Raw genomic sequence first — 23,188 nt, 5'->3', positions numbered from 1 at the left:
CCGAGATGTCGCTGGGCAAGGCGCTCAACGCGGGCCTGCGACGCGCGATGGAGCAGAGCGACCGCGTGCTGCTCATGGGCGAGGACATCGGCCCGCTGGGCGGCGTCTTCCGCGTCACCGAGGGGCTCCAGGCCGACTTCGGTCCGCGCCGGGTCATCGACACGCCGCTGGCGGAGTCGGGCATCATCGGCACGGCGATCGGCCTCGCGATGGGCGGGTTCCGGCCGGTCTGCGAGATCCAGTTCGACGGCTTCGTCTACCCGGGGTTCGACCAGATCACCAGCCAGCTGGCGAAGCTCACCTACCGGCACGAGGGCGCCCTGCAGATGCCGGTCGTCATCCGCATCCCGTACGGCGGGCACATCGGCGCGATCGAGCACCACCAGGAGAGTCCCGAGGCCTACTTCGCCCACACACCGGGCCTGCGCGTGGTGAGCCCGTCGACCCCGAACGACGCGTACTGGATGATCCAGGAGGCGATCGCCTCGCCCGACCCGGTCATCTTCTTCGAGCCGAAGAGCCGTTACTGGCCGAAGGGCGAGGTCGACCTCGACGCCTCCGCGGTGCCGCTGCACGCCAGCCGTATCGTTCGGCGCGGCACCGACGTGACCCTCGTCGGACACGGCGCGATGGTGTCGACCCTCATCCAGGCCGCGGCGCTCGCCGAGAGCGAGGGCACGAGCTGCGAGGTCGTCGACCTGCGTTCGTTGTCGCCGGTCGACTACGACCCCATCCTCGAGTCGGTCGGCCGCACCGGCCGCATGGTCTACGCGCAGGAGGCCCCGGGCTTCGTCAGCGTCGGCAGCGAGATCGCCGCCACGGTCGCCGAGCGGGCGTTCTACTCGCTCGAGGCGCCGGTGCTGCGCGTGTCGGGCTTCGACACCCCCTTCCCCGCGGCGAACCTGGAGGGCAAGTACCTCCCCGACGCCGACCGCATCCTCGAGGCCGTCGACCGCACGATGGCGTACTGAGCACCCCGAAGGACCGATCATGAGCACGCAGAAGTTCCTCCTCCCCGATGTCGGCGAGGGTCTGACCGAGGCCGAGATCGTCTCCTGGCGCGTCGCCCCCGGCGACACGGTCGAGGTCGACGACGTGCTCGTCGAGATCGAGACGGCCAAGTCGCTCGTCGAACTGCCGTCGCCCTTCTCGGGCACGGTCGGCGAGCTGCTCGCCGGCGAGGGCGACACCGTCGAGGTCGGCAGCGCCATCATCACGATCGCCGACGAGTCGGCCGCGGGCCCCGCCGCCCCTGCCGCGCCGGCCGTGGTGCCCGAGCCCGAGGCGCCGGGAGGCGCGGTGCTCGTCGGCTACGGCAGCGCGGGTCACGTCGCGTCGCGCCGTCGCCCCGTCAAGCCCGAGGCGCGCCCGGCCGGCACGTCGGCCGGGGTGGTCGCCAAGCCCCCGATCCGCAAGCTCGCCCGCGACCTCGGCGTCGATCTCACCTCGGTCACGCCCAGCGGTGCCTCGGGCGAGGTGACCCGCGACGACGTCGTGAAGCACGCATCGCAGGCGAGCGTCTTCCGCAACATCGAGACCCCCGCCTGGGGAGAGGTGCGCGAGGAGACGATCCCCGTCGCCGCCGAGGAATCGGATGCTGCGCGCCCCGCAGCATCCGCACCTCCTCTCGAGAGCGCCCAGCCCACCGAGAGCAGCGACGGCCGCGAGGAATCGATCCCGGTGCGCGGGGTGCGCAAGGCCGTGGCCTCGGGCATGGTGCGCACCGCCTACTCGGCGCCCCACGTCACGGTCTGGACCGACGTCGACGCCTCGCGCACGATGGAGCTCGTCAAGCGGCTCAAGTCGTCGCCCGACTTCGCCGACGTCAAGGTCTCACCCCTGCTGATCATGGCGCGCGCGGTCATCTGGGCCGCACGTCGCACCCCGATGGTGAACGCCGCCTGGGTCGACGGCGATGACGGCGCGCAGATCCGTCTGCACCACTACGTGAACCTGGGTATCGCCGCCGCCACCCCGCGCGGACTCCTGGTGCCGAACATCAAGGATGCGCAGGACATGAGCATGCGCGAGCTCGCCCGTGCCCTGCAGAACCTCACGACCACCGCGCGTGAGGGCAAGTCGACGCCCGCCGACCAGAAGGGCGGCACGATCACCATCACGAACATCGGCGTCTTCGGCATGGATGCCGGCACCCCGATCCTCAACGGCGGGGAGGCCGGCATCATCGCGCTCGGTACGATCCGCCAGAAGCCGTGGGTCGTCGACGGTGAGGTACGCCCCCGCTGGGTCACCACCGTCGCCGGTTCGTTCGACCACCGCGTGGTCGACGGCGACGGCATGAGCCGCTTCGTCGCCGACGTCGCGTCGATCCTCGAAGAGCCCGCGCTGCTGCTCGACTGAGGTCGACGCCGCGCCCCCTTGCGTGGGTGTGTGGGCCCGCCGGCTGCGAAGGGGCCGCGGACCGGCGGGCCCAACCTCGATTCGGAGTATCCCCCCGATTGGATTGGTAGTCCAGAGCGGATTCCGGCCGGTGGACGCCGGAGCTCGACCTTCGCGGTCAGCCCGAGTACGTCAGGCTGACCCAGGCCAGCAGGATGAGGTCGCGCCTTCCCCGGCTCGAGATGAAATCGGCGAAGCTGGGACCGTGGACTCGACTTCGGACATGGCCGCGGCTGACGACGAGGCGGAGTCGGCCAGCGCCCATCTAGACGCACGCATTGTCGCGCGACGTGGGTCACTACTCACCAAAGCTCTCCGCTCGGCGCTGACCATCGCCGCCGGTCTGCTGACGAACGATCTGGAAGCCGGGCCGTCGGCTCTCGAGCTGGCCGTTTTTCAGCGACGCACCGGGAGAGACGTTCTCCGCATCGTGGCGGGAACTCCGGAAGAAGCGGACCGACTGCTGCAGCGGGCGCGCACCGATCTCGCTCGTATGAGCGTCGTCGAGTTCATCTCCGAGTGGCGGCCGGCACGGCGTGACGGGGAATGATGCGATCCGCCGCGAGTTGGGGGTGACCCGCGCCACGGGCGAGGATTACCCGCACATCCTGGAGCTGCTCGAGAAGGCGTCGCGACCGTGACCGAAGACGAAAACCCTCATCCGCTCACCGTCTACCTCGACGCGACCGCGCCCACCGGAGAACGCGGCTGGTTCGAGACGCGGGACGGCGTCGTCACGGCGCGAGGAACGGGCTCGCGGGCGCCCGAGCCCGGGCAGCGCTCCGTGCTGTTGCGGAACGCGGTGGTCACGACGAGGTTCACCGACCTGCACTGCCATGGCGCGAGTGGCGTCGCCTTCGACGACGGCCCCGAGGACGCCGTGCGCCCGGCGATCGACTTCCACGGCGCGCATGGAACGGGGCGGATGCTGCTGAGCCTCGTCAGCGCGCCGGTGCCGCGGTTGGCGGCGCGGCTCGCCCAGGTCTCCGCCGTCCTCCCGTCGCTGCCCGCGGCCGCGGGCATCCACGCGGAGGGGCCGTTCCTGGCCCCGGGACGACGTGGGGCGCACGATCCGGCCGCGCTGACCGACCCGACCCCTCGGGCCGTGGAGACCCTTCTCGAGGCGGCGAACGGTCGGCTCCGCTCGATCACGATCGCTCCGGAGCTGCCGGGCGCCATCGATGCCATCGATCGGCTGACGGCCGCGGGCGTCGTGGTCGCCGTGGGCCACACCGATGCGGACTACGACCGGGCTGCGGAGGCGTTCGACCACGGGGCCTCGCTGCTGACCCACGCCTTCAACGCGATGCGGCCGTTCCTGCACCGTGAGCCGGGGCCGATCGGCGCGGCGATCGATCGCGATCACGTGGTGCTCGAGGCGATCGCGGATGGCCACCACCTCCACGACGCGGCTCTCCGGCTGCTGTTCGCGGCCGCGCCCGGCCGGATCGCCCTCGTCACCGACGCCATGTCGGCAACGGGCTGCGCCGACGGCGACTTCGCCATCGGGGAGCTCGACGTGACTGTGACCGGCGGCGTCCCCTATCTCGCGGGGACCACGACGCTGGCCGGTTCGACCCTGACGCTCGACGAAGCGGTGCGCCGGTGCGTCCGCGCCGGGATCCCCGTCGCGCAGGCGGTGGCCGCCGTGACGACCGTCCCCGCGGCGCTGCTCGGCGAGCCGGAGCCTCTGGTCGACATCGGGGCCGCGACCGCCGATCTCCTCGTCGTCCACCAGGACGGATCGGTCGTGGCGTTCGACGCAGCGACGGCGTGAGCCGCGGACACTCCCGAGGGTGCCCGTTTCCGCCATTCGAGCCCGAAAGAACGCGCACCTTCGGCAGAAACGGGCACCCTCGACGTGCGCCGGGGTAATGACAGCGCCTCCCGTGAAGGCGGCGACCTCGGCGCTGGTCGATCAAGTCCGCGTGCTCGCCGAGAGCAAGGGCGCCACGCCGGGCCAGGTCGCCCTCGCCTGGCTCCTCGCGCAGCATCCGCACCTCGCACCGATCCCCGGCACACGCCGCACGCCGCGCATCGAGGAGAACGGCGGCGCAACGGCCCTCGCGCTCTCGGCCGACGACCTCGCCGACCTGAACGGCCTCGCCGACCGCATCGGCGTGCGGGGCGACCGCTACAACCCGCAGCACATGGCTATGGTCAACCGCTGACCCGCCCGGGGGCGGGCTGACCGATGGGCTCGAGCCTCGTCCGAGCGGTGGCAATCCTACGCTCGTCTTGGGCGCGGACAGCGCCGGGCGAGTTGGGGAAATGGTGACGAGCTGGGAAGCCCGGCTCTATGGATTGCGTGACGATAGAGCCGGGCTGTGACCCAGGGGGCTGAGCTAGTCGCCGTCACTCGTGATTGTGCGATGCCTTCAACTCGTCCAGTTGCTTCTGAATGCGCCGCAGGCTACTGAAAGTGACCAAAAATCCGACTAATAGCAACACAGTCGGCGCGACTGTGACAACAAAGTTAAAGAGAATCAAGGTCTCGTTCACGACCGCTGCCTTCCGAGGTTGGAGATGAGTGACCGTACCGTCACCAATTCGCATTCACGTTAGCGCCAGTAGACGTTGACTGCAGTTCGACCCAGGGATTGGTCGATCCCCAGCCGCCGGCAACGGTGCAGCTGGCGCGGAGACGCGCCTGGGTGCTCGTCACGCTCTGCAGTGACTGGAAGGCGCATGACGCGCCTACAGCCTGAATGTCCCAGCCCCAGGTGTTGGTGACGCTCGCGCCATGGCCGCCCGCGTACCGCCAGTGGCCGCCGCGGAACCACATCGTCAATGTTGTGATCGACTTCTCAACTTTGCAGTTCGAGTACGTCGCAACACCAGCACTCAACTGGTAAGCGCAACCCGAGATGCCACGCGCCGAGGGGCCGCCGGTGCCGGTCGTGGGGATGTCGGGTCGCTCCACCGACTCCAAAGCGACGGAGCCGTCGGCGAAGACGGAGCGCGTGTAGTCAGTGATACCCAGTCGGTAGTTCTCGACGGTGACCGGGGTCCCGCCGGATGCGTCTTCGAACGCGACTCCGGCAGCGTACTTCTCGAGCAGCCCATGCTGCGCGTCTTCCGCCACCCCGAGCTTCTCAAACTGTGCTGTCAGGAAGTCGAGTTCATCTTGCGGGATGGCCGAGACTGGCGACAATTGACCGCCGCTTGTGTTGCCGGCTTCAATATCTGCCCACTGCCGCGTTCGCTGGCTGTGTCACCCCCAGAATTACAAGCATCATCGCGCTTGCCACTGTCAGTTTGGTCCCGATACTCATGATTCCCCCACCTAGTTATCGATCTGAGATAGACCCCTCAGGCTGGCGCTCTGCAAGACGGCCGCAGGGCGAACATCTCAGCCAGTCATCGGAAGTGACATCAGTCAACAGTGCCGCGAATCGACTCGCCATTATCAAAATGAGTGGAATTCATTCGCATAGGGGATCCGCCTCATGACTCTTGCGACCTTCCCGCGTCTTGGACGAGCGGTCAGTACACCGCCCTTGCCCTCTCGGACGAGGAGATTGCTGATCTCGACGGCGTGGCCGGCCGGGTGGGCGGGTTGGGTACTTTTCCCACCCGCGGTTCTTGGTGACGGTCAGCTGCTGACCCCGCCGACGAGGCGGTCCGCCGCCCGCCGAACGATGGCTTCGCGAGTCGCCCGCGCGTGAGCGATCGACCTCTCGACCTGCGCGGCGTCTGCCTCGGGCGCGAGGGGTGTCCCCGCGTCGAAGGGAGGGGCGGGGGCGTATTCGAGGCCGAGCTGGATGCTACGGGCGACGTTATCGCCGTAGATCTTGGCCGCCAGCCTCAACGCGAAGTCGATGCCGCTGGTGACTCCACCGCCGGTGAAGACGTTGCCGTCGCGGACGACGCGGCCGTGCTCGGGGACCGCGCCGAGCACCTCGAGCAGCGGATGCGAGGCCCAGTGGGTCGTCGCGCGGCGGCCGCCCAGCAGTCCGGCCGCGCCGAGGACGAATGCTCCCGTGCACACGCTCGTGACATACCGCGCGCCGGCAGCCTGGCGTCGGACGAAGTCCAAGGCCACGGCGTCGTCGAGGAGGTCGAAGGCGCCCTGCCCGCCGGGGACCATGAGGACGTCCGCCTGAGGGGCATCGTCGAAAGTGACGGTCGGAAGGATCGAGAAGCCCGCGCTTGTCGGTACCGGCTCTATCCGATGCCATGCAAGGTCGCTGACGGCGTCGGGCAGGTGGGAGAAGACTTCGACGGGCCCCGTGAGATCAAGCTGCGTGACGCGAGGGAACAGCACGGAGACGAAGCGCAACGGAGCGGTCATTCCTCGAGGGTGCCCGATTCCGCCGATCCAGGCCGAAAAAACGCGCACGCGTGGCGGAAACGGGCACCGTCGGCAACGCGGCGGCCGCAGCTGAGTTTGAGAACGATTATCAGTAGCTCTATAGTGGGCGGGTGACCCGGAACCGACTCCTCCTCCCCGCTGCGCTCGTCGCCGCATCCGCGCTCGCTCTGGCCGGATGCGCCGGAACGACGGATGCTGCCGGCACCGCCCCCTCGAACGACGACGGGCGCGTGCAGATCGTCGCGTCGACGAACGTCTACGGGCAGATCGCCGAGGCGATCGGCGGCGACCTCGTCGACGTCACCTCGATCATCGCGTCGGCTTCGCAGGACCCGCATTCCTACGAACCGAGCGCGCAGGACCAGCTCATCGTCAGCCGCGCCGACCTCCTGATCGAGAACGGCGGCGGCTACGACGCCTTCGTCGACGCGCTGATCGAATCGTCGGGCGTCGACGCCCCGGTCATCACGGCCGTGGAGTACTCCCACGACTGGCCCGAGAACGCCGGTCACGATGACGCGGAGACCAGCGAGACCGAGGGCACCGAGACCCCCGCCGCCGACACCGACGACCACGCCGACGACCACGCCGACGAGGAAGGTCACGACCACGCCGGTCACGACCACGTCGAAGGGTTCAACGAGCACGTCTGGTACGACCCGCACACCGTCGAGTACGTGGCCGAGGCCATCGCCGACGAGCTGACGACGCTGCGCCCCGACGGCGCTGACGCGATCTCCGCCAACCTCACCGCCTTCACCGAGGGTGTTGCCGGCATCGAAGACGCGCTGGCGCAGATCGAGGCATCCGACGCGGGCGCGGGAGTGTTCGTGACCGAACCCGTCCCCGGCTACCTCGTCGCCGCGGCGGGCCTCTCGGTCGTCACCCCGGAGGCCTTCAGCGAGGCCGTCGAGGAGGGGCAGGACGTTCCGCCGGCCACGCTCCTCGAAGCGCTTGACCTCGTCGCATCGGGCGACGTCCGCGTCGTCATCACGAACACGCAGACCGGTGGAGCCGAGACCACGCAGGTCGTCGACGACGCCGACGGTCGCGGCATCCCGGTGATCCAGTTCGCGGAGACGCTCCCCGAGGGACAGACTTACATCTCGTGGATGGACGAGAACGTCGCGGCACTGGCCGACGCCCTGGCGAGGTGACGTCGGGTTCTCCGCTGCAGATCAGCGGCGCAGCCCTGCGCCGCGGTGATCGCGAACTGTGGAGCGGTCTCGATCTCGACGTCGCCCCGGGGGAGTTCATCGCCGTCCTCGGCCCGAGCGGGTCGGGCAAGACGACGCTGCTGCGCGCCATCCTCGGTCTCGAGCGCCTCAGTTCGGGCAGCATCCGGGCCCTCGGCAGCGCGGTGCACCGGGCCGGCAACCGCCGTATCGGCTACGTGCCCCAGCAGCGTCCGCTCCCTCCGGAGACCTCGCTGCGCGGGCGCGACCTCGTCGGACTCGGCGTCGACGGGCATCGCTTCGGTCTGCCGTTTCCGCGCCGCGGCGATCGGGAACGCGTGCGCGAGCTCGTGCGCGCGGTCGGAGCCGAGGGCTTCGCCGACCGCCCGGTAGGCGAGCTGTCGGGCGGTGAGCAGCAGCGTCTGCGCGTCGGGCAGGCGCTCGCCGACGACCCGGGGCTCCTGCTCTGCGATGAGCCGCTGACCAGCCTCGACCTCGCGAACCAGCGGGCGGTCGTGCGTCTCATCGACCAGCACCGGGCGCGCTCGGGCGCGGCCGTGGTCTTCGTCACCCACGACATCAACCCGGTTCTCGAGCACGTCGACCGCATCCTCTACATCGCCCACGGCCGGTTCATGCTCGGCGCCCCCGACGAGGTGCTGAACTCGGCTGTGCTCAGCGATCTGTACGACGCCCCGGTCTACGTGCTGCGGGCGGGTGGACGACTCGTCGTGGTCGGTGCCCCCGACGCCGACGACGCCCATCACCACCACCACGACGAGGAGCCCGAATGAACTGGGCCGACGTGGGCGCCGCGCTCTTCGGAGGGGTCGCCGATTACGGCGAGATCCTCGCCCTGGTGTGGAACTCGGTCATCGCCGGTGCCGTGCTGGGTCTCGTGGGGGGCCTCATCGGCGTTTTCGTCATGCAGCGCGACATGGCCTTCGCCGTGCACGGCATCAGCGAACTGTCGTTCGCGGGTGCCGCGGCGGCGCTCCTCATCGGTGTCGACGTCGTCACCGGCTCGATCGTGGGATCGCTGATCGCGGCCGGCCTCATCGGGGTGCTCGGAGCGCGTGCCAGAGACCGCAACTCGATCATCGGCGTGCTCATGCCGTTCGGTCTCGGTCTCGGCATCCTCTTCCTCTCGCTCTACAACGGGCGCAGCGCGAACCGTTTCAGCCTGCTCACCGGCCAGATCGTGTCGGTGCAGACGGGGCAGCTCGGGTGGCTCATCGCCCTGAGCGCCGTCGCACTGCTCGCGCTGCTGCTCATCTGGCGGCCCCTGCGCTTCGACTCCCTCGACCCGCAGTCGGCGGCGGCCCGCGGCGTGCCGACCACCGCCGTCTCGCTGATCTTCATGCTGCTGCTCGGCCTCGTGGTCGCCGTCGCGGTGCACATCATCGGCGCCCTGCTCGTGATGGCGCTGCTGGTCACCCCCGCCGCAGCGGCGATGCGCGTCGCATCCGGCCCGGTGGCGGTGCCGGTGCTCGCCGCCGCGTTCGGATTCGTCTCGGCCGTGGGCGGCATCCTGCTCGCCGTGGCCGGCACGTTGCCGGTGAGCCCCTACATCACGACGATCTCGTTCGCCATCTACCTCGCCTGCCGCATCATCGGTGCGCGCCGCGGCCGGGTGACCCGCACCGCATGACGGGCGAGAACGCCTGGCGCCCGGCGATCGCCGCCCTGGCGAACGACACGACCCGCGAGGTCTACGCGCGCATCGTGCTCGGCGCGTCGCGCGGCGACGCCGTCGCGGGGGTCGCCGCCCCGCGGGCCGACGCCGCCATCGCCGCGCTGGTCGGGTCGGGCCTCGTGATCGAGCGCGAGGGGGAGCTGTTCGCCGACGCGACCGGACCGAAGCGGATGCTGGCGACCGCCCCCGCGCGACCGAGCGGCATCGATCGATTCCTCCGGCCCGACGGGCGCATCGACCGCTACCCGTCGAAGGCCGGCGAGCGGGTGGAGCTGCTCGCGCACGTGGCGGAGAGGGTTCTGCGCCCCGGCGAGGTCGTGACCGAGCGCGGGCTCACCGGGCGGCTCGAGCGCTTCGCCGACGACGTCGCCCTCCTTCGTCGTCATCTCGTCGACCATGATGTGGTCGAGCGCACCGCCTCGGGGTCGGAGTACGCCCTGGCCCCCGGCATCCGGGAGACAGCCCCCGCGGCCGAGACACCTCGCCCGGCGGTGGGTGTCGACCCGGAAGGGGCGTCTCGGCCGGGCGACGCGGCGTCCGGGTCGACGTCCAGCGAGCGCCGGTAGAATCCCGGCCATGACCCAGCGCAACACCTGGCAGCGAGAACGTGTGCGTGAAGCGCTCGCCGACGCCCGCGGGTTCGTCAGCGCTCAGTCGCTGCACGCCACCCTCCGCGACGACAACACCGGCATCGGCCTCGCGACCGTCTATCGCGCCCTCGCCGGGCTCGCCGCCCAGGGCAACGCCGATTCGCTGCAGAGCCCCGAGGGCGAGAACCTCTTCCGCGCCTGCGCGACCCCCGGCCACCACCATCACCTGATCTGCCGTTCGTGCGGACTGGCCGTCGAGATCGAGGCCGACGACGTCGAGGAGTGGGCTCAGCGCACCGCGGCGACGCACGGCTTCACCCAGGCGGAGCACATCGTCGACATCTTCGGCCTCTGCGCATCGTGCACCGAGGCCCGCGCGAGCGAGCGTGCGGGGCAGTAGCGCGACCGCGACACGGCCCGCCTCGCGATCCCGCGTGGCGGTGCCGCTGGCGCTCGGCGTAGCCGCGATCGCCGCCCTGTTCGCGATCGACGCCTTCGCCCCGCAGCTGTTCAGCGCCTCGTTGCCGACGAGGGCGCAGGACGCCGTCACGCTCTCGCTCAGCGTGCTGATCGAGTCGCTGCCGTTCGTCGTGCTCGGCGTGGTGCTGTCGATCGTCGTGCAGGTCTGGGTTCCGCCGGGTGCGATCGAGCGGTGGATGCCGCGGCGAGCGTGGGCGCGTCGCGCGGTGCTCTCGCTCCTGGGCATGTTCATCCCGGTCTGCGAGTGCGGCAACGTGCCCTTCGCGCGGGGCCTGCTGATGCGCGGCTTCACGGTGTCGGAGACGCTGACGTTCCTGGTCGCCGCGCCGATCGTGAACCCGATCGTCATCATCACCACGCACGCCGCGTTCGGCTTCGACGACAACATCCTCATCGCCCGCCTGATCGGCGGCTACCTCGTCGCGAACCTCATCGGCTGGCTGTACAGCCGTCACCCGTCGCCCGATGCGTTGCTGACCGACCGGTTCCGCGAGACCTGCGAGCTCGTCACGACCGAGACGGGCGGGAAGGGCCGCCGCTCGCTCGCCCAGTTCGTGGTCGAGCTGCGCTCGGTGATGCCGGCCCTCGTGATCGGCTCGGCGCTGGCCGGAGCCGTGCAGATTCTCGTGCCACGCGACACGCTCGTCGCGATCGGATCGGATCCGGCGCTGTCGATCGTCGCGATGATCGTGCTGGCGCTCGTGGTCTCGATCTGCTCGAACGTCGATGCCTTCTTCGCGCTGTCGTTCGCCGCGTCGTTCACGCCCGGCTCGCTCGTGGCGTTCCTCGTGGTCGGTCCGATCGTCGACCTCAAGATGCTGGCGCTCCTGCGCACCACCTTCTCGACCCGCGTGCTCGTGGGGATGACGGTGACCGTGGTGCTGTTCGCCTTCGCCCTCGGAACGGTGGTGAACCTCGGTGCGTAACGCGGGATTCGTCGGCACGCGCTGGCTCGGAGTGGGCCTCGCCTCGTGCCTGGCCGTGGTGACCATCGCGCTCTGGCTCACCGGGCGTCTGGCGCTGTACATCAACCCCGACTCGGCGTGGTTCGCCGTCGGCATGGCGGTGCTCCTCCTCGTCGGAGCCGTCGCGAGCTTCGCGCTCCCGCTCGGCGCCGAGGAAGACCACGGCCACGACCACGGCGACGGGCATGCGCACGCGGAAGACGACGACGCGCCGCATCCGCACCCCACCGCGCGCCCGGTCGGCGCCGTCGCCCTCGCCGGTGGCCTCGTCGCCTCGGGTGTCGTCGTGACGATGCTCGTCTCGCCGCCCGCCTCGCTGTCGGCCGAGCTCGCGATGTCACGAGACGTCGGGGCGCCCCCGCTGTTCGCCGGGGCCGACGTCATCACGCTGGCGTCGTCGGGCGATACCGGCGAATTCGGGGTCGGGGAGTGGGCGAGCGTGTTCGCGACCGCCACGAACCCCGACACCTTCGACGGAGACGCGATCTCGCTCACCGGTTTCGTCACCCCCAGCGACAACGGCTCCGGGTTCGACCTCACGCGCCTCGTCATCACGCACTGCGTCATCGACGCGCAGCCCGCGACGCTGCCGATCGCCTCGACGGCCGCGGTTCCCGACACCGGTCAGTGGGTGACGGTCACCGGCACGGTGCGCTCCACCAGCAGCGGCGCGCTCGAGATCACCCCCGACGAGGTCGTGGCGATCGACGAGCCGCAGGACCCCTATGAGTACTGACGCCCCGTCGCGCCGCGCACGAGGGCACCAACGTCGCAGCCGCGCCTTCCTCTCGGCCTTCGCCGCGGTGCTGGGCGGGCTCGTGCTGGTCGGCGCCGCGGGAGCGGCGATCGGCATCGTGCAGGGGCCGCGGGTGACGAAGGTGCAGGTCGATCCCGCGGGTGCCGTCGTCGCCTCCGGCTCGCGGGTCATCCTCGAGACGACGCAGGCCCTGGAAGACGTGGATGCGGCGCAGGTCACCGTGGATCCGGCGGCGCCGTTCACGGTCGACACCTCCGGCCGCAGCGTCGGGGTGCGCTTCACGCTGCCCCTGCGCGACGATACCGACTACACGGTCACGATCTCCGACGCCTCGGGCCGCGGCGTCGGACCGGCGTCCACCCTGACGACGACGTTCCGCACCCCCGCTCTGCAGCCCTACCTTCTCCAGCGCGGCGGCGAAGACGGCGACACCATCTATCGCACGGGGTTGGGCGGTGACGCCGTGCCCGTGTTCACGCATCCGCATATCGAGGACTACCGCGCCACCGCCACGCACCTCGTGGTCTCGGTGCGCACCGACGACGACCGCCCCGCGATCCTCGTCACGGGTTCCGACGGCGAAGACCCGCGAGAACTCGATCTGCCCGGCGACGGCTTCGTGTCGAACCTGCAGAGCGCAGACCGCGGCGAGACCATCGGCTTCACCTTCTCCGACGCCGACCTCGGAGCCGGCGGAGGCCGCGAGGCGGTCCTGTTCACGACCTCGGTCGCGACCGGCGCGGCCGACGCCCCTCCGAAGGAGGTCGATCTCGGCGGTGACGTCCGTGTGGCCGAGTGGCGGTTCGTGCCCGACACCGACAGCATCCTCGTGCTCACGTTCGACAGTCGGCTGCTGCTCTCGGGGGCCGACGGGGCGAACGCCGCTCCGCTGGGAACCGCTCTGTCGATCGACGGCATCGCGCGCGGTTCGTCGCAGGCCGTCGTCGAGGGGCTCGAGGGCATGCGCGTGGTCGACCTCACCGACGGCAGCGAGCAGCCCCTGGTCGAGCCGACGACGGCGATCGGGTCGCTGAGTGCGGTGACCCCGATGCCGGGGGAGGGCGCCGGCACGATCCGCACCTACGCCGAGCTGTCGGACGACGGTGCGTTCGTCTCGACCGCCGTCGCGCGCGTGACCGACGACGGCACGGCCACCGTGCTGCTCGACGCATCAGCCTCCGACTCGGTGCTGCAGACCTGCGTGTCGGCGAGCGGACGATACGCCGCCGTGCTCGTCGCTCCGTCCGCCGCGAGCAACCCCTACGACCGTTACCTCCTGCCGCTGCCCACGCGCCTGCAGACGCACGTCGTCGAGATCGACACCGGCACCGAGGTCTCGGTGCTCGACGGCTTCGGCCTGTCATGGTGCCAGGTGCCGCCGGCGTGAGCACGCTCCGCCCGGCGCGCCGCGCCGACCTCGACGCACTCCCCGCCGAGGTCGCCCCGCGCCTGCTCGGCGGGGTGCTCGAGACCGTGATCGCGGGGGAGCGGGTCGCGGTCCGGCTCACGGAGGTCGAGGCCTATCACGGCCTCGGCACCGGCCCCATCGCCGATCCCGGCTCGCACGCCCGCATGGGTCAAACCCCCCGCAACGCGACCATGTGGGGCGAGCCCGGGCACCTGTACGTCTACCTCAGCCACGGCATCCACTCGTGCGTGAACGTCGTGTGCGGTCCGGAGGGCGTCGCCGGAGGAGTCCTGCTGCGCGCCGGTGAGATCGTCGAGGGGGCGGATGCGGCGACGCGCCGCCGGCTCGAACGCCGCGGCGTCGTGCGCTCGCCGAGGGAGCTCGCCAGCGGACCGGGGCGTCTGGGCGACGCGGTCGGGTTGAAGCATCCGATCCACGACGGCATCGACGCGATCGTGCCGTCCGAGAGGGCGGGCGCGGTTGCGTCACTGTCGGTGCGGGAGCAGCCGCTCGCGACCGTCGTCACGGGTCCGAGGGTGGGCGTGGCCGGCATCGCGGGCACCGAGGCGTTCCCGTGGCGGTTCTGGATCGCTGGCGACCCGACCGTCTCGGCGTTCCGCTGGGGCCGCGGCGCCCGCGACGCCTGACCCCGCCCCGACCCCCGCCCCGGCCGGACCCGACCGCGAGACTTCATCCCTGCTACGAGACTGCGCTCCTGGGCGGCAGTCTCGTAGCCCGGGTGAAGTCTCGCGGTCTGAGGTGCTGGGCGGGGCCGGGGGAGGTCGGCGTTCAGGTCGCTCGGATAGGTTGGCTTCTCGTGTCGCGAGAACTTCGGAATATCTGGTTGTGGTTCCTGGGCGCTCACGCGCTCGTCGTGGCGCTCGGGTTCCTGCTGTGGAGCCAGCCCATGGGCGACGTCTACAACGTCTACGAGCCGTGGTCGAACCAGGCCCTGGGCGGCGGCGACATCGTCGGCATCACGGCGGCGTGGGTGTACCCGCAGGTGGCGCTCGTGCCGATGCTGGCCGCGCACCTGTTCTCTTGGATCGCCGGGTACACGTTCGGCTGGGCCGTGCTCGTCTGCGTGCTCGACGCGGCGGCGTTCGCCTTCCTCGTGGGCCGAGGGCGCTCCCGGGCCCGCCTGACGGGAGCCCGCGTCTGGCTGGTGCTGTTCGTCCTCCTCGGTCCGATCGGCATGTACCGCATCGATGCGATCACCGTGCCCCTCGCGATCGTCGCCCTGCTCCTGGCCATCCGCCACCCCGCCGTCTCTTCGGCGATCCTCACGATCGGCGCCTGGATCAAGATCTGGCCGGCCGCCGTGGTGCTCGCCCTGACGATCGCCGCCCGCAAGCGCTGGTGGGTGGTCGTGGCCTCCGCCGGGGCGACCGCCGCGGCCGTGGTGCTCGTGGTCGTCGCGCTCGGTGGCGCGGAGAACCTCACCGGGTTCATCACGGCCCAGGTCGGCCGAGGCCTGCAGATGGAGAGTACGGCGGCGACCCCCTTCGTCTGGCTCGCCGTGTTCGGCATCAACGGGGCCAAGGTCGCCTTCGACAACGAGATCATCACGTTCGCCATCTACGGTCCGGGCGTCGACACCATGGCCGCGCTCCTGACGCCCCTCATGGCGGTCGCGGTCGCCGCGGTCTGCGTCGTCGGAGTGCTCAAGGCGCGCGCCGGGGCCCGGATGCTGCGCCTCCTCCCCCCGCTGACCCTCACGCTCGTGCTCGTGCTCATCGTCTTCAACAAGGTCGGCTCGCCCCAGTTCGTGGCGTGGATCATCGCGCCGTTCGTCCTCTGGGTCATCGTCGACCGACGCGGCATCCGGCGCGGACTCCAGTACGCCGCGATCACCGCCTTCCTCACGCAGGGCGTGTATCCGCTCGTGTTCGACCTCGTGCGTGTCGCGAACCCGATCGGCGTGCTCGTGCTCACCGCGCGCAACGTCATGCTCGTCGTGCTGCTGGTGTGGGTCGTGCGGCAGCTGCTGCGGGTTCCGACCGAACGAACGCGCGTCGCCCATATCGCAGCATCCGGCCCCCGCCGGGCCGACGCGCCGCCCGTGCTAGACTGACTCCTCGTCTGCGCGCACTCCAGCACGCAGTACGCACCCCTCCCTCATCGAACGGCCTCTTCGGCTGCGCGCGAGCGGGGTGCAGACAAGGGATCTTGGGTGGCACCGTCCGGTGTCACGGTACTAAGGAGAATCACTATGGCAGCAGTGTGCCAGGTGACCGGCGCTGTTCCCGGCTTCGGTCACAACATCTCGCACTCGCACCGCCGGACGAAGCGCCGCTTCGACCCGAACGTGCAGCGCAAGACCTATCTCGTTCCGTCGCTCGGTCGCAAGATCACGATCAACGTGTCCGCGAAGGGCATCAAGGTCATTGATGCTCGTGGCATCGAGGCAGTCGTCAAAGACATGCTCGCAAGGGGTGTGAAGCTCTGATGGCTAAGAAAGCACAGGACGTTCGTCCGATCATCAAGCTGCGTTCGACCGCCGGCACGGGGTACACCTACGTGACGCGCAAGAACCGCCGCAACAACCCCGACCGCATCGTGCTCAAGAAGTACGACCCCGTGGTCCGCAAGCACGTCGACTTCCGAGAGGAGCGCTAAACATGGCAAAGAAGAGCAAGATCGCGCGCAATGAGCAGCGCAAGGTCATCGTCGCCCGCTGGGCCACGAAGCGTGCCGAGCTGAAGAAGGCTCTGGTCGACCCCACCTCCACCGACGAGCAGCGTGAGGCCGCTCGCGTGGGCCTGCAGAAGCTGCCCCGCAACGCTTCGCCGGCTCGCGTGCGCAGCCGCGACGTCATCGACGGCCGTCCCCGCGGTGTGCTGACGAAGTTCGGCATCTCGCGTGTGCGCTTCCGCGACATGGCTCACCGGGGCGAGCTGCCCGGCGTGACCAAGTCGAGCTGGTAAGACGTCTACGGGCCCAGTGAACGACTGAACCTCTGAAAGGGCGGGATCTCCTCACGGGGGTCCCGCCCTTTCGCGTTGCCGCCGCCGATCCGCGAGGCAGGTCCGAACCGAGCCTCAACAGCCCCATCTGCCACATCAGCCCCGCGACACGGCGTCCGAATGCGTCACGAGCCCCGGAAATACGCGGTTCTCACCACGATCGTTGATACATTCGAGGCGGTCGATCCGACCACCCGGAGGCATTCCGCTTCCGTCCGAAGAAATAAGGGGCGGCGTCTGCCGCCTTGGAGGACAACCCCCATGGCTGACAAGTCCATCACCAAGACCGAACTCGTCGCGAGCATCGCGAGCGCCACCGGCCAGAGCCAGTCCGCCGTGTCGGGCGTGCTCGACTCCCTCTTCTCCACCGTCTCCGAGGCGGTCGCCAAGGGCAGCAAGGTCTCGATCCCCGGCTGGATCGCCTTCGAGCAGGTCGAGACGTCGGCACGTACGGGCCGCAACCCGCAGACCGGCGAAGAGATCAAGATCCCCGCGGGCAAGCGCGTCAAGGTCACCGCAGGCTCGAAGCTGAAGGCTGCCGTCAAGTAAGACGACGTGACGCTCGCCGCGCGACCGCGCGGCCTCAGCGCTCCAGAGGGGGGATGCTTCGGCATCCCCCCTCTGCTGTGTCGGGCACTTCCGGCTCGGTCGGGTTCCGGCGCGAATAAGCTTGCATGATGACCACGACCACTCCTCGCGGCACCACCGCGCCGCGCGGAACGTCGGCACAGCCGACCTCGTCGGCCCGCACGCTCCGCGTGGCGGGTCTGGCGATCCTCGTCGTCGTCTCGGCCGTCGCTCTCGTCGCCGGCCTCGCCTACGGCGGCGGCGCGGCGCCCCTGCTCATCGGTGATGCCGGCCCGGTCGTGCGGTGGGGGCTTCCCGCCGCGAAGCTGGTCGTCAACCTCGCCGCGGCGGGCATGCTCGGCTCGCTCGTCCTCGCCCTCTGGGCATTGCCGGCGGGCCAGCGCGGTTTCGACACCGCCCTCGACACCGCCTCGATCAGCGCGGCGATCTTCACCCTCGCCTCCGCGGCGACCGGGTTCCTCACGTTCGTCAACACGATGAACGCCGTGCCCAGCGCCGACGCCGTGTTCGGGCAGCAGCTGGGCCGGTTCCTCGTCGAGGTCGAACTGGGCCGCGCGTGGCTCATCACCACGATCGCCGGTGCGGTGCTGACCGTGCTCACCTTCGCCGTCCGCTCGTGGACGCCCACCCTGTTCGTCGCCCTCCTCGCGGTCGTGGCGCTCGTGCCGATGGGAACCCAGGGCCACGCGGGCGAGGAGGCCAACCACACGCTCGCCGTGACGGCGCTCGTGTTGCACATCCTCGCGGCGGCGGTCTGGCTGGGCGGTCTCGTCCTGCTCGTGGTCGTACGCCCCGTGCTCGAGAAGGGCGCGCTGAAAGACGTCCTGTTGCGGTACTCGAGCCTCGCGCTCATCGCCTTCGTCGTCGTGGCGATCTCGGGCACCGTGCGCGCCTCGATCGGCCTCGGGGGATGGGAGCAACTCGGCTCGCCCTACGGGGCCCTCGTCATCGTGAAGGTGGTCGCGCTCCTGGGAATGGGAGTCCTCGGTGCGTGGTACCGCGTGCGCCTGATCTCCCGCATGCCCGACAGCGGAGCATCCCGCCGGTTCTGGGGCCTCATCGCCCTCGAACTCGGTTTCATGGGCCTTGCCAGCGGCGCGGCGGCGGCGCTGGCCCGCACGCCCACCCCGGGCGACGCCATCCCGGTCATCCAGACGCCCGCAGAGGTGCTCACCGGTGCGCCCCTCCCGCCCGAGCTCGATCTCAACGCCTGGCTCACGTCGATCGACGTCGACCTGCTCTGGGCGTTCGCCGTCGGGTTCGGGCTCTTCTTCTACCTGGCGGGCGTCATCCGCCTGCGGCGCCGCGGCGACGCGTGGCCGATCCACCGCACCGTCTCGTGGGTCGCGGGCCTGCTGCTGCTGCTCTGGGTCACCGCGGGGCCGATCAACGCCTACCAGGACTACCTGTTCAGCATGCACATGATCGGCCACATGCTGCTGAGCATGGCGATCCCGCTCCTGCTCGTGCTCGGGGCTCCCGTGACGTTGGCGGCGCGGGCGATCCGCAAGCGCGACGACGGCACGCGCGGCGGACGCGAGTGGATCCTCTGGGCCGTGCACAGCCCGGTCTCGAAGGTGCTCACGAACCCCTACGTCGCCGCCGGGCTGTTCATCGGATCGCTGTGGGCCTTCTACTACAGCGACCTGTTCCGGTGGTCGCTCTACGACCACATCGGTCACGAGTGGATGGTGGCGCACTTCCTCATCACGGGGTACCTCTTCGTGCTGTCGCTCATCGGGATCGACCCGGTGCCGTACCGGCTGCCCTACGCGATGCGCCTGCTGGTGCTCATCGCGGTCATGGCCATGCACGCCTTCTTCGGCATCGCGATCATGATGCAGACCGGCCTGTTCGTCGCGGAGTGGTTCGGCTCCATGGGTCGCACCTGGGGTGTGTCGCCCCTCGAAGACCAGTACCTCGGTGGCGGCGTCGCATGGTCGGTGGGCGAGATCCCCACGCTGATCCTCGCGATCGCGGTCGCGATCCAGTGGAGCCGGTCGGACGAGAGGATGCAGCGCCGACGCGATCGGCAGGTCGACCGCGCCGGCGACCCCGAGCTCGACGAGTACAACGCGCAGCTCGCCGCTCTCGCCGAGCAGGATTCCCGCGCCGGGCGCTGACGGCTCGACCGGTCTACGACGTGCGGTTGCCGCCGACCTTGATCGATGCGGTGCCGTCGGGGAGCACCTCGACCGAACCGTTGATGACGAACGGCACGTCCTCGGCGACCGTGCGCACCGATCCGTCGTAGAGCGAGCGGATCTGCACCTCCACGTGGGCCACGGCATCGGCCTGGGCGATGCTCCAGCCGGCACCGTCGGGGGTCACCGAGATGGCGGGGTGCTGCACGATCGACCACGCCGGAAGGCTGATGATGCGATTCTGCACCGTGAGCCCGAACGGGCACCCGGTCGGCTGCAGCACCTGCTGGGTCGCGCAGTCGGCGAGGAACTCCTCGACCCGCTGCTGCACCACGTCGACGAACTCGGTCGTCGCCTCGGCCTGGACGCGAACGGGGATGCCGGCCGTGGGGAGGTCTGCCAGCACCGCGACACCGGGGGTTGCCGAGATCTGCGTGTCGACGTCGACGGAGTAGATGCCGGGGGAGAAGACGAGCAGGGGGACGGCGGCCAGCGGGTCGGCATCGACGCCGTCCGCCGAGACCTGACGCTTGTCGACCTCGAAGCCGTTCACGGCGAAGCGCATCGATCCCGTGACGACGAGGTCCATGACGGCGAGGGGACTCTTCGCGAAGGTCCAGTTCGGCACGACCCCGATCCACCCGTCCTGCGCGACCTCGAACGTCGAGGTCCCGCGGTGCCCGCCCGCCACGTACTCCACCGTCACGCGGGTGCTGTCGCCGGAAGCCTCCTCGGAGACGCCGACCACATCCGTCAGCGACGACAGGGCGGCGCTGCGCAGGAGCGCGTTCGACGCCGTGGACGGCAGTCCCGCCGCCTCCAGGGCGGCCGCGTCGAGGGCGACCCCGGGCAGAGCGAGCGCGTCGGCGGCTCGTCCGTCCGAGAGGAGGTCGAGATAGCGAAGCACGAATGCCGTCGGGCTGTAGAGCTCGCGGTAGAGCGTCACGCCGCCGGCTGCCAGAGCGGCGAACAGGAGAACCGCCACGACGCCGATCACGCCGAGCTCCAACCCCAGGCGCCGAGGGCGCCGCTCGGGCATCGGCGGGGCGGAGGAAGCGGAAGGCGTCCCGCCGGGGGCCGACGGCGCCGCAGTCCCCCCGAGCTCGTGGTTCACCTCCTCAGTCTAGGAAATCTCTGCTGAGCGACCACCGAGGCGTGTGCGTTCGTTACGCTTCCGTTCCGAGCGGGGGATGATCCTGCGCTCGCGGTGCGAGGGACGAATAACATGAACCGGTGAGCACTCCCGCCCTCTCCGCCGAGCAGGAGGCCCTCTTCCGGCTGATCGAAGACACCCGGGAGCACGTGTTCGTGACCGGCCGGGCCGGCACGGGCAAATCCACGCTTCTGCAGCACCTCGCCTGGAACACCTCGAAGCAGATCGCCGTCTGCGCTCCGACCGGCGTCGCTGCGCTGAACGTCGAGGGTCAGACGATCCACTCGCTGTTCAAACTGCCGATCGGTCTCATCGCGTCCGGCGACATCGACCAGACCGACGCGACGCGCAAGATCCTCAACGCGATCGACACCCTCGTGATCGACGAGATCTCGATGGTGAACGCCGACCTCATGGACGGCATCGACCGCTCGCTCCGTCAGGCCCGCAACCGCCGGGCGGAGCCGTTCGGCGGGGTGCAGATCGTGATGTTCGGCGATCCGTACCAGCTCGCACCCGTACCCCCTCGCGGCGACGAGGCGCGGTACATCGCCGACCACTACCGGTCGTTCTGGTTCTTCGACGCGAAGGTGTGGGCGGGCGAGTCTGCGGGCGACGGTCTCATCGAGCTCGGCCGCCATGGCGCCGACCTCCACATCCGCGAGCTGACCGAGATCCATCGCCAGTCCGACCCCGCCTTCAAGGCCTTGCTCAACGGGGTGCGGTACGGGCACGTCACCGCCGACATGGCGGGGGTGCTCAACGGTGCCGGGGCCCGCACACCTCCGGACCCGGCCGATGGCGAGCATCCGATCATCACCCTCGCGACCCGCAACGACATCGTGAACACGATCAACCGCCGGCACCTCGACGCGCTCGTCGGACGCATGCAGACCGCCAACGCCGAGATCAACGGCGACTTCGGCCGGGGCGATGCGAGCTATCCCGCCGACGCCGAGTTGAAGCTGAAGGTGGGCGCGCAGGTGATGTTCCTGCGCAACGACATCTCGAACTTCGGCGAGCCGCCGCGATGGGTCAACGGCACCATCGGCACGGTGAAGCGGATCACGGGCTCCAGCGTTCGCGTCGAGGTCGAAGGCAAGACCTACGACGTCGAGCCGGCGGTGTGGGAGAAGTTCCGCTATGCCTACAACCCCGGGTCGAAGACGCTGTCCCGTGAGATCGTGGCGGAGTTCCAGCAGTTCCCGCTGCGGTTGGCGTGGGCCGTGACGATCCACAAGTCGCAGGGCAAGACCTACGATCGAGCCATCGTCGACCTCGGGTCGGGCGCGTTCGCGCCCGGGCAGACCTACGTGGCGCTCAGCCGGCTGACGTCGCTCGACGGTCTCTACCTCACCCGACCGCTGCGCCCGAGCGACATCCGCGTCGATCCCGACGTGCAGCGGTTCATGGCCGGCGTCCGCGCGGCACGGGCTCAGGCGACCTGAGTGGCCTTGGCTCTGCCGAGGTCTTCGAACAGCTCGGTGTTGAAGCGGTAGGCCAGCAGTACCTCGTCGATCACGCGCTGCTGCTCGGCGGCGTCCCAGGGTGCGGCATCCAGCTGCTCGCGGTAGACGTCTTTGAACGCCTTCGGGTCGGCGATGTCGTCGAACACGTAGAACCCGATGCCGTTCGTCTCGAAGCCGAACCGTCGCTGCATGAGCCGGCCGATGAACTGGCCGCCCGACAGGTCGCCGAGGTAGCGCGTGTAGTGGTGCGCGACGAATCCGCCGGGCCAGGTGGCCCCGACCTGTTCGATGCGCGCGACATAGGCGCGGGTGGTGGGGAGCGGCTCGATCCCTTCGCGCCAGTCGGGGCCGATGAGGAACTCGAGGTCGGCTTCGAGGGCGGGGAGGCGCGTGAGTCGGTCGCTGATGAACACCGATGCGACGGGGTCGCGCCGCATCCGTTCCGCCGCCGCTTCGAGGGCGGCATAGATGCACCAGTGCTGGGCGACGAGCGCGACGTAGTCATCGCGGGTGCCCTCGCCCTTCATGAGATCGGTCATGAAGCCGGAGCCTTCGCTCGACGAGTGCGCGCTGCTCGAGCGCTCGCGAAGTGCGGCGGAAAAGAGGATGACGTCGCTCATAACGGTCATCATAGGGGAAAGTTAGGGCGTCCTAACCTACGAATTTCCTCGGGGTGCCGAGGGCACGGTCAGCCGTGCGGGCGCGGCTCGATACCCAGTCGCTCGCAGGCGTCGTCGTACAGCGCGACGATCTCCCGGCGCACCTCGGGGCGCTCGGTGATCGGTCCGCCGGGCCACGGAACCCGCAGCGCTTCGACCGCGCCGCCTGCCCCCGTGACCTCCCACTGGCCACCGTCGCCGTCGAACGACGTCATGGTGGCCGATACCGCTGCCTGATCGTTCCCGAACGCCCGCGCGATGAGGATGTTGTCATCCGTGTGGTCGCTGTTCATGTGACGGAGGACGCCCGCGATCGTGGCGTCGTCGAAGCTGTGCGGCATCGCCCCAGCCTAGGCAAACTCGTGATCCACCTGTGACCTGCCCTCAGCCGATGATCGGGGTGGGGGCGAAGGGGTGTGATTC

Annotated in this window: 27 protein-coding genes; 21 read left to right on the top strand and 6 right to left on the bottom strand. The window is 69.9% G+C overall.

Translation table 11 applies throughout. The annotated features are described in order from the left end of the window. Window positions 1-5: 5 nt before the first annotated feature. The 5 genes from DEA06_RS05150 to DEA06_RS05130 all read left to right on the top strand — a co-directional run bounded on the left by DEA06_RS05150 (window position 6) and on the right by DEA06_RS05130 (window position 4,571). Window positions 6-971 (top strand): alpha-ketoacid dehydrogenase subunit beta, encoded by a 966-nt coding sequence (locus DEA06_RS05150; protein ID WP_116647260.1) that lies wholly within the window; start codon window positions 6-8, stop codon window positions 969-971. 19 nt (window positions 972-990) lie between these two features. After that, window positions 991-2,361 (top strand): dihydrolipoamide acetyltransferase family protein, encoded by a 1,371-nt coding sequence (locus tag DEA06_RS05145; RefSeq protein ID WP_116646910.1) that lies wholly within the window; start codon window positions 991-993, stop codon window positions 2,359-2,361. Between the two features lie 262 nt (window positions 2,362-2,623). After that, entirely contained in the window at window positions 2,624-2,950 is a 327-nt protein-coding gene (locus DEA06_RS05140) for a hypothetical protein (protein WP_116646909.1), read from the top strand. An 87-nt stretch (window positions 2,951-3,037) separates the two neighbouring features. Beyond that, window positions 3,038-4,177 (top strand): amidohydrolase family protein, encoded by a 1,140-nt coding sequence (locus DEA06_RS05135; RefSeq protein WP_240606829.1) that lies wholly within the window; start codon window positions 3,038-3,040, stop codon window positions 4,175-4,177. A gap of 19 nt (window positions 4,178-4,196) precedes the next feature. Beyond that, window positions 4,197-4,571 carry an aldo/keto reductase gene (locus DEA06_RS05130; protein ID WP_346427026.1) on the top strand — a complete coding sequence of 125 codons (375 nt, stop codon included), beginning with the start codon at window positions 4,197-4,199 and terminating at the stop codon, window positions 4,569-4,571. A gap of 184 nt (window positions 4,572-4,755) precedes the next feature. Here DEA06_RS05130 and DEA06_RS16490 read toward each other — a convergent pair whose 3' ends face one another. The 3 genes from DEA06_RS16490 to DEA06_RS05120 form a co-directional block, all read right to left on the bottom strand. Next, a complete protein-coding gene (locus tag DEA06_RS16490; RefSeq protein WP_165817928.1) occupies window positions 4,756-4,902 on the bottom strand; it encodes a hypothetical protein in 147 nt (48 codons plus the stop codon). 40 nt (window positions 4,903-4,942) lie between these two features. Continuing rightward, a complete protein-coding gene (locus DEA06_RS05125; RefSeq protein WP_116646907.1) occupies window positions 4,943-5,485 on the bottom strand; it encodes a hypothetical protein in 543 nt (180 codons plus the stop codon). A 510-nt stretch (window positions 5,486-5,995) separates the two neighbouring features. Then, window positions 5,996-6,694, bottom strand: coding sequence for a DJ-1/PfpI family protein (locus DEA06_RS05120; RefSeq protein ID WP_116646906.1), 699 nt, complete (start codon window positions 6,692-6,694; stop codon window positions 5,996-5,998). 131 nt (window positions 6,695-6,825) lie between these two features. Here DEA06_RS05120 and DEA06_RS05115 point away from each other — a divergent pair, with 131 nt between their 5' ends. The 15 genes from DEA06_RS05115 to DEA06_RS05045 all read left to right on the top strand — a co-directional run bounded on the left by DEA06_RS05115 (window position 6,826) and on the right by DEA06_RS05045 (window position 19,463). Then, window positions 6,826-7,872, top strand: a complete 1,047-nt coding sequence (locus DEA06_RS05115) for a zinc ABC transporter substrate-binding protein (RefSeq protein ID WP_116646905.1) — start codon at window positions 6,826-6,828, stop codon at window positions 7,870-7,872. Next, window positions 7,869-8,684: an ATP-binding cassette domain-containing protein gene (locus DEA06_RS05110; RefSeq protein WP_116646904.1), complete on the top strand. Its 816-nt coding sequence runs from the start codon at window positions 7,869-7,871 to the stop codon at window positions 8,682-8,684. The genes DEA06_RS05115 and DEA06_RS05110 overlap by 4 nt, the downstream gene beginning before the upstream one ends. Beyond that, window positions 8,681-9,541 carry a metal ABC transporter permease gene (locus DEA06_RS05105; protein WP_116646903.1) on the top strand — a complete coding sequence of 287 codons (861 nt, stop codon included), beginning with the start codon at window positions 8,681-8,683 and terminating at the stop codon, window positions 9,539-9,541. The genes DEA06_RS05110 and DEA06_RS05105 overlap by 4 nt, the downstream gene beginning before the upstream one ends. Beyond that, the gene (locus DEA06_RS05100) at window positions 9,538-10,152 is read left to right on the top strand and encodes a DUF2087 domain-containing protein (protein WP_116646902.1); all 615 of its coding nucleotides are present in this window, start codon (window positions 9,538-9,540) and stop codon (window positions 10,150-10,152) included. Before DEA06_RS05105 ends, DEA06_RS05100 begins: the two co-directional genes overlap by 4 nt. A 10-nt stretch (window positions 10,153-10,162) precedes the next feature. Then, window positions 10,163-10,576, top strand: a complete 414-nt coding sequence (locus tag DEA06_RS05095) for a transcriptional repressor (protein ID WP_116646901.1) — start codon at window positions 10,163-10,165, stop codon at window positions 10,574-10,576. 34 nt (window positions 10,577-10,610) lie between these two features. Next, a complete protein-coding gene (locus DEA06_RS05090) occupies window positions 10,611-11,582 on the top strand; it encodes a permease (protein ID WP_240606828.1) in 972 nt (323 codons plus the stop codon). Next, window positions 11,575-12,357, top strand: a complete 783-nt coding sequence (locus DEA06_RS05085) for a TIGR03943 family protein (RefSeq protein ID WP_116646899.1) — start codon at window positions 11,575-11,577, stop codon at window positions 12,355-12,357. The genes DEA06_RS05090 and DEA06_RS05085 overlap by 8 nt, the downstream gene beginning before the upstream one ends. Next, window positions 12,347-13,765 (top strand): hypothetical protein, encoded by a 1,419-nt coding sequence (locus tag DEA06_RS05080; RefSeq protein ID WP_116646898.1) that lies wholly within the window; start codon window positions 12,347-12,349, stop codon window positions 13,763-13,765. The genes DEA06_RS05085 and DEA06_RS05080 overlap by 11 nt, the downstream gene beginning before the upstream one ends. Further along, window positions 13,741-14,433 carry a DNA-3-methyladenine glycosylase gene (locus DEA06_RS05075; RefSeq protein ID WP_116646897.1) on the top strand — a complete coding sequence of 231 codons (693 nt, stop codon included), beginning with the start codon at window positions 13,741-13,743 and terminating at the stop codon, window positions 14,431-14,433. The genes DEA06_RS05080 and DEA06_RS05075 overlap by 25 nt, the downstream gene beginning before the upstream one ends. A 170-nt stretch (window positions 14,434-14,603) precedes the next feature. After that, on the top strand, window positions 14,604-15,860 hold the full coding sequence (locus tag DEA06_RS05070) for a DUF2029 domain-containing protein (protein ID WP_240606827.1): 1,257 nt from the start codon (window positions 14,604-14,606) through the stop codon (window positions 15,858-15,860). 138 nt (window positions 15,861-15,998) lie between these two features. Beyond that, complete coding sequence (gene rpmB, locus DEA06_RS05065; protein ID WP_116646896.1) at window positions 15,999-16,235, top strand: 50S ribosomal protein L28; 237 nt, start codon at window positions 15,999-16,001, stop codon at window positions 16,233-16,235. After that, on the top strand, window positions 16,235-16,405 hold the full coding sequence (rpmG, locus tag DEA06_RS05060) for a 50S ribosomal protein L33 (protein WP_013584775.1): 171 nt from the start codon (window positions 16,235-16,237) through the stop codon (window positions 16,403-16,405). Before rpmB ends, rpmG begins: the two co-directional genes overlap by 1 nt. A 2-nt stretch (window positions 16,406-16,407) precedes the next feature. Further along, complete coding sequence (rpsN, locus tag DEA06_RS05055) at window positions 16,408-16,713, top strand: 30S ribosomal protein S14 (RefSeq protein ID WP_116646895.1); 306 nt, start codon at window positions 16,408-16,410, stop codon at window positions 16,711-16,713. Window positions 16,714-17,013: 300 nt separating this feature from the next. After that, window positions 17,014-17,301, top strand: coding sequence for an HU family DNA-binding protein (locus tag DEA06_RS05050; protein ID WP_116646894.1), 288 nt, complete (start codon window positions 17,014-17,016; stop codon window positions 17,299-17,301). A 128-nt stretch (window positions 17,302-17,429) separates the two neighbouring features. Beyond that, the gene (locus tag DEA06_RS05045; protein ID WP_116647257.1) at window positions 17,430-19,463 is read left to right on the top strand and encodes a cytochrome c oxidase assembly protein; all 2,034 of its coding nucleotides are present in this window, start codon (window positions 17,430-17,432) and stop codon (window positions 19,461-19,463) included. A gap of 13 nt (window positions 19,464-19,476) precedes the next feature. On the opposite strand, the gene DEA06_RS05040 is transcribed toward DEA06_RS05045, so the two are convergent. Further along, a complete protein-coding gene (locus DEA06_RS05040) occupies window positions 19,477-20,598 on the bottom strand; it encodes a hypothetical protein (RefSeq protein ID WP_116646893.1) in 1,122 nt (373 codons plus the stop codon). A 119-nt stretch (window positions 20,599-20,717) separates the two neighbouring features. On the opposite strand from DEA06_RS05040, the gene DEA06_RS05035 reads away from it, so the two are divergent. Next, complete coding sequence (locus DEA06_RS05035; RefSeq protein WP_116646892.1) at window positions 20,718-22,085, top strand: AAA family ATPase; 1,368 nt, start codon at window positions 20,718-20,720, stop codon at window positions 22,083-22,085. On the opposite strand, the gene DEA06_RS05030 is transcribed toward DEA06_RS05035, so the two are convergent. Both DEA06_RS05030 and DEA06_RS05025 read right to left on the bottom strand, forming a co-directional pair. Then, the gene (locus tag DEA06_RS05030) at window positions 22,073-22,726 is read right to left on the bottom strand and encodes a biliverdin-producing heme oxygenase (RefSeq protein ID WP_116647256.1); all 654 of its coding nucleotides are present in this window, start codon (window positions 22,724-22,726) and stop codon (window positions 22,073-22,075) included. The genes DEA06_RS05035 and DEA06_RS05030 overlap by 13 nt on opposite strands. A gap of 68 nt (window positions 22,727-22,794) precedes the next feature. After that, window positions 22,795-23,106, bottom strand: coding sequence for a DUF2470 domain-containing protein (locus DEA06_RS05025; protein ID WP_116646891.1), 312 nt, complete (start codon window positions 23,104-23,106; stop codon window positions 22,795-22,797). Between the last annotated feature and the right edge of the window lie 82 nt (window positions 23,107-23,188).

Origin of the sequence: Microbacterium sp. Gd 4-13, from assembly GCF_003095395.1 — a bacterium.
Lineage (GTDB): Bacteria > Actinomycetota > Actinomycetes > Actinomycetales > Microbacteriaceae > Microbacterium.
The sequence above is the reverse complement of the archived record's forward strand: the minus strand, read 5'-3'. Positions and strand labels throughout refer to the sequence as shown.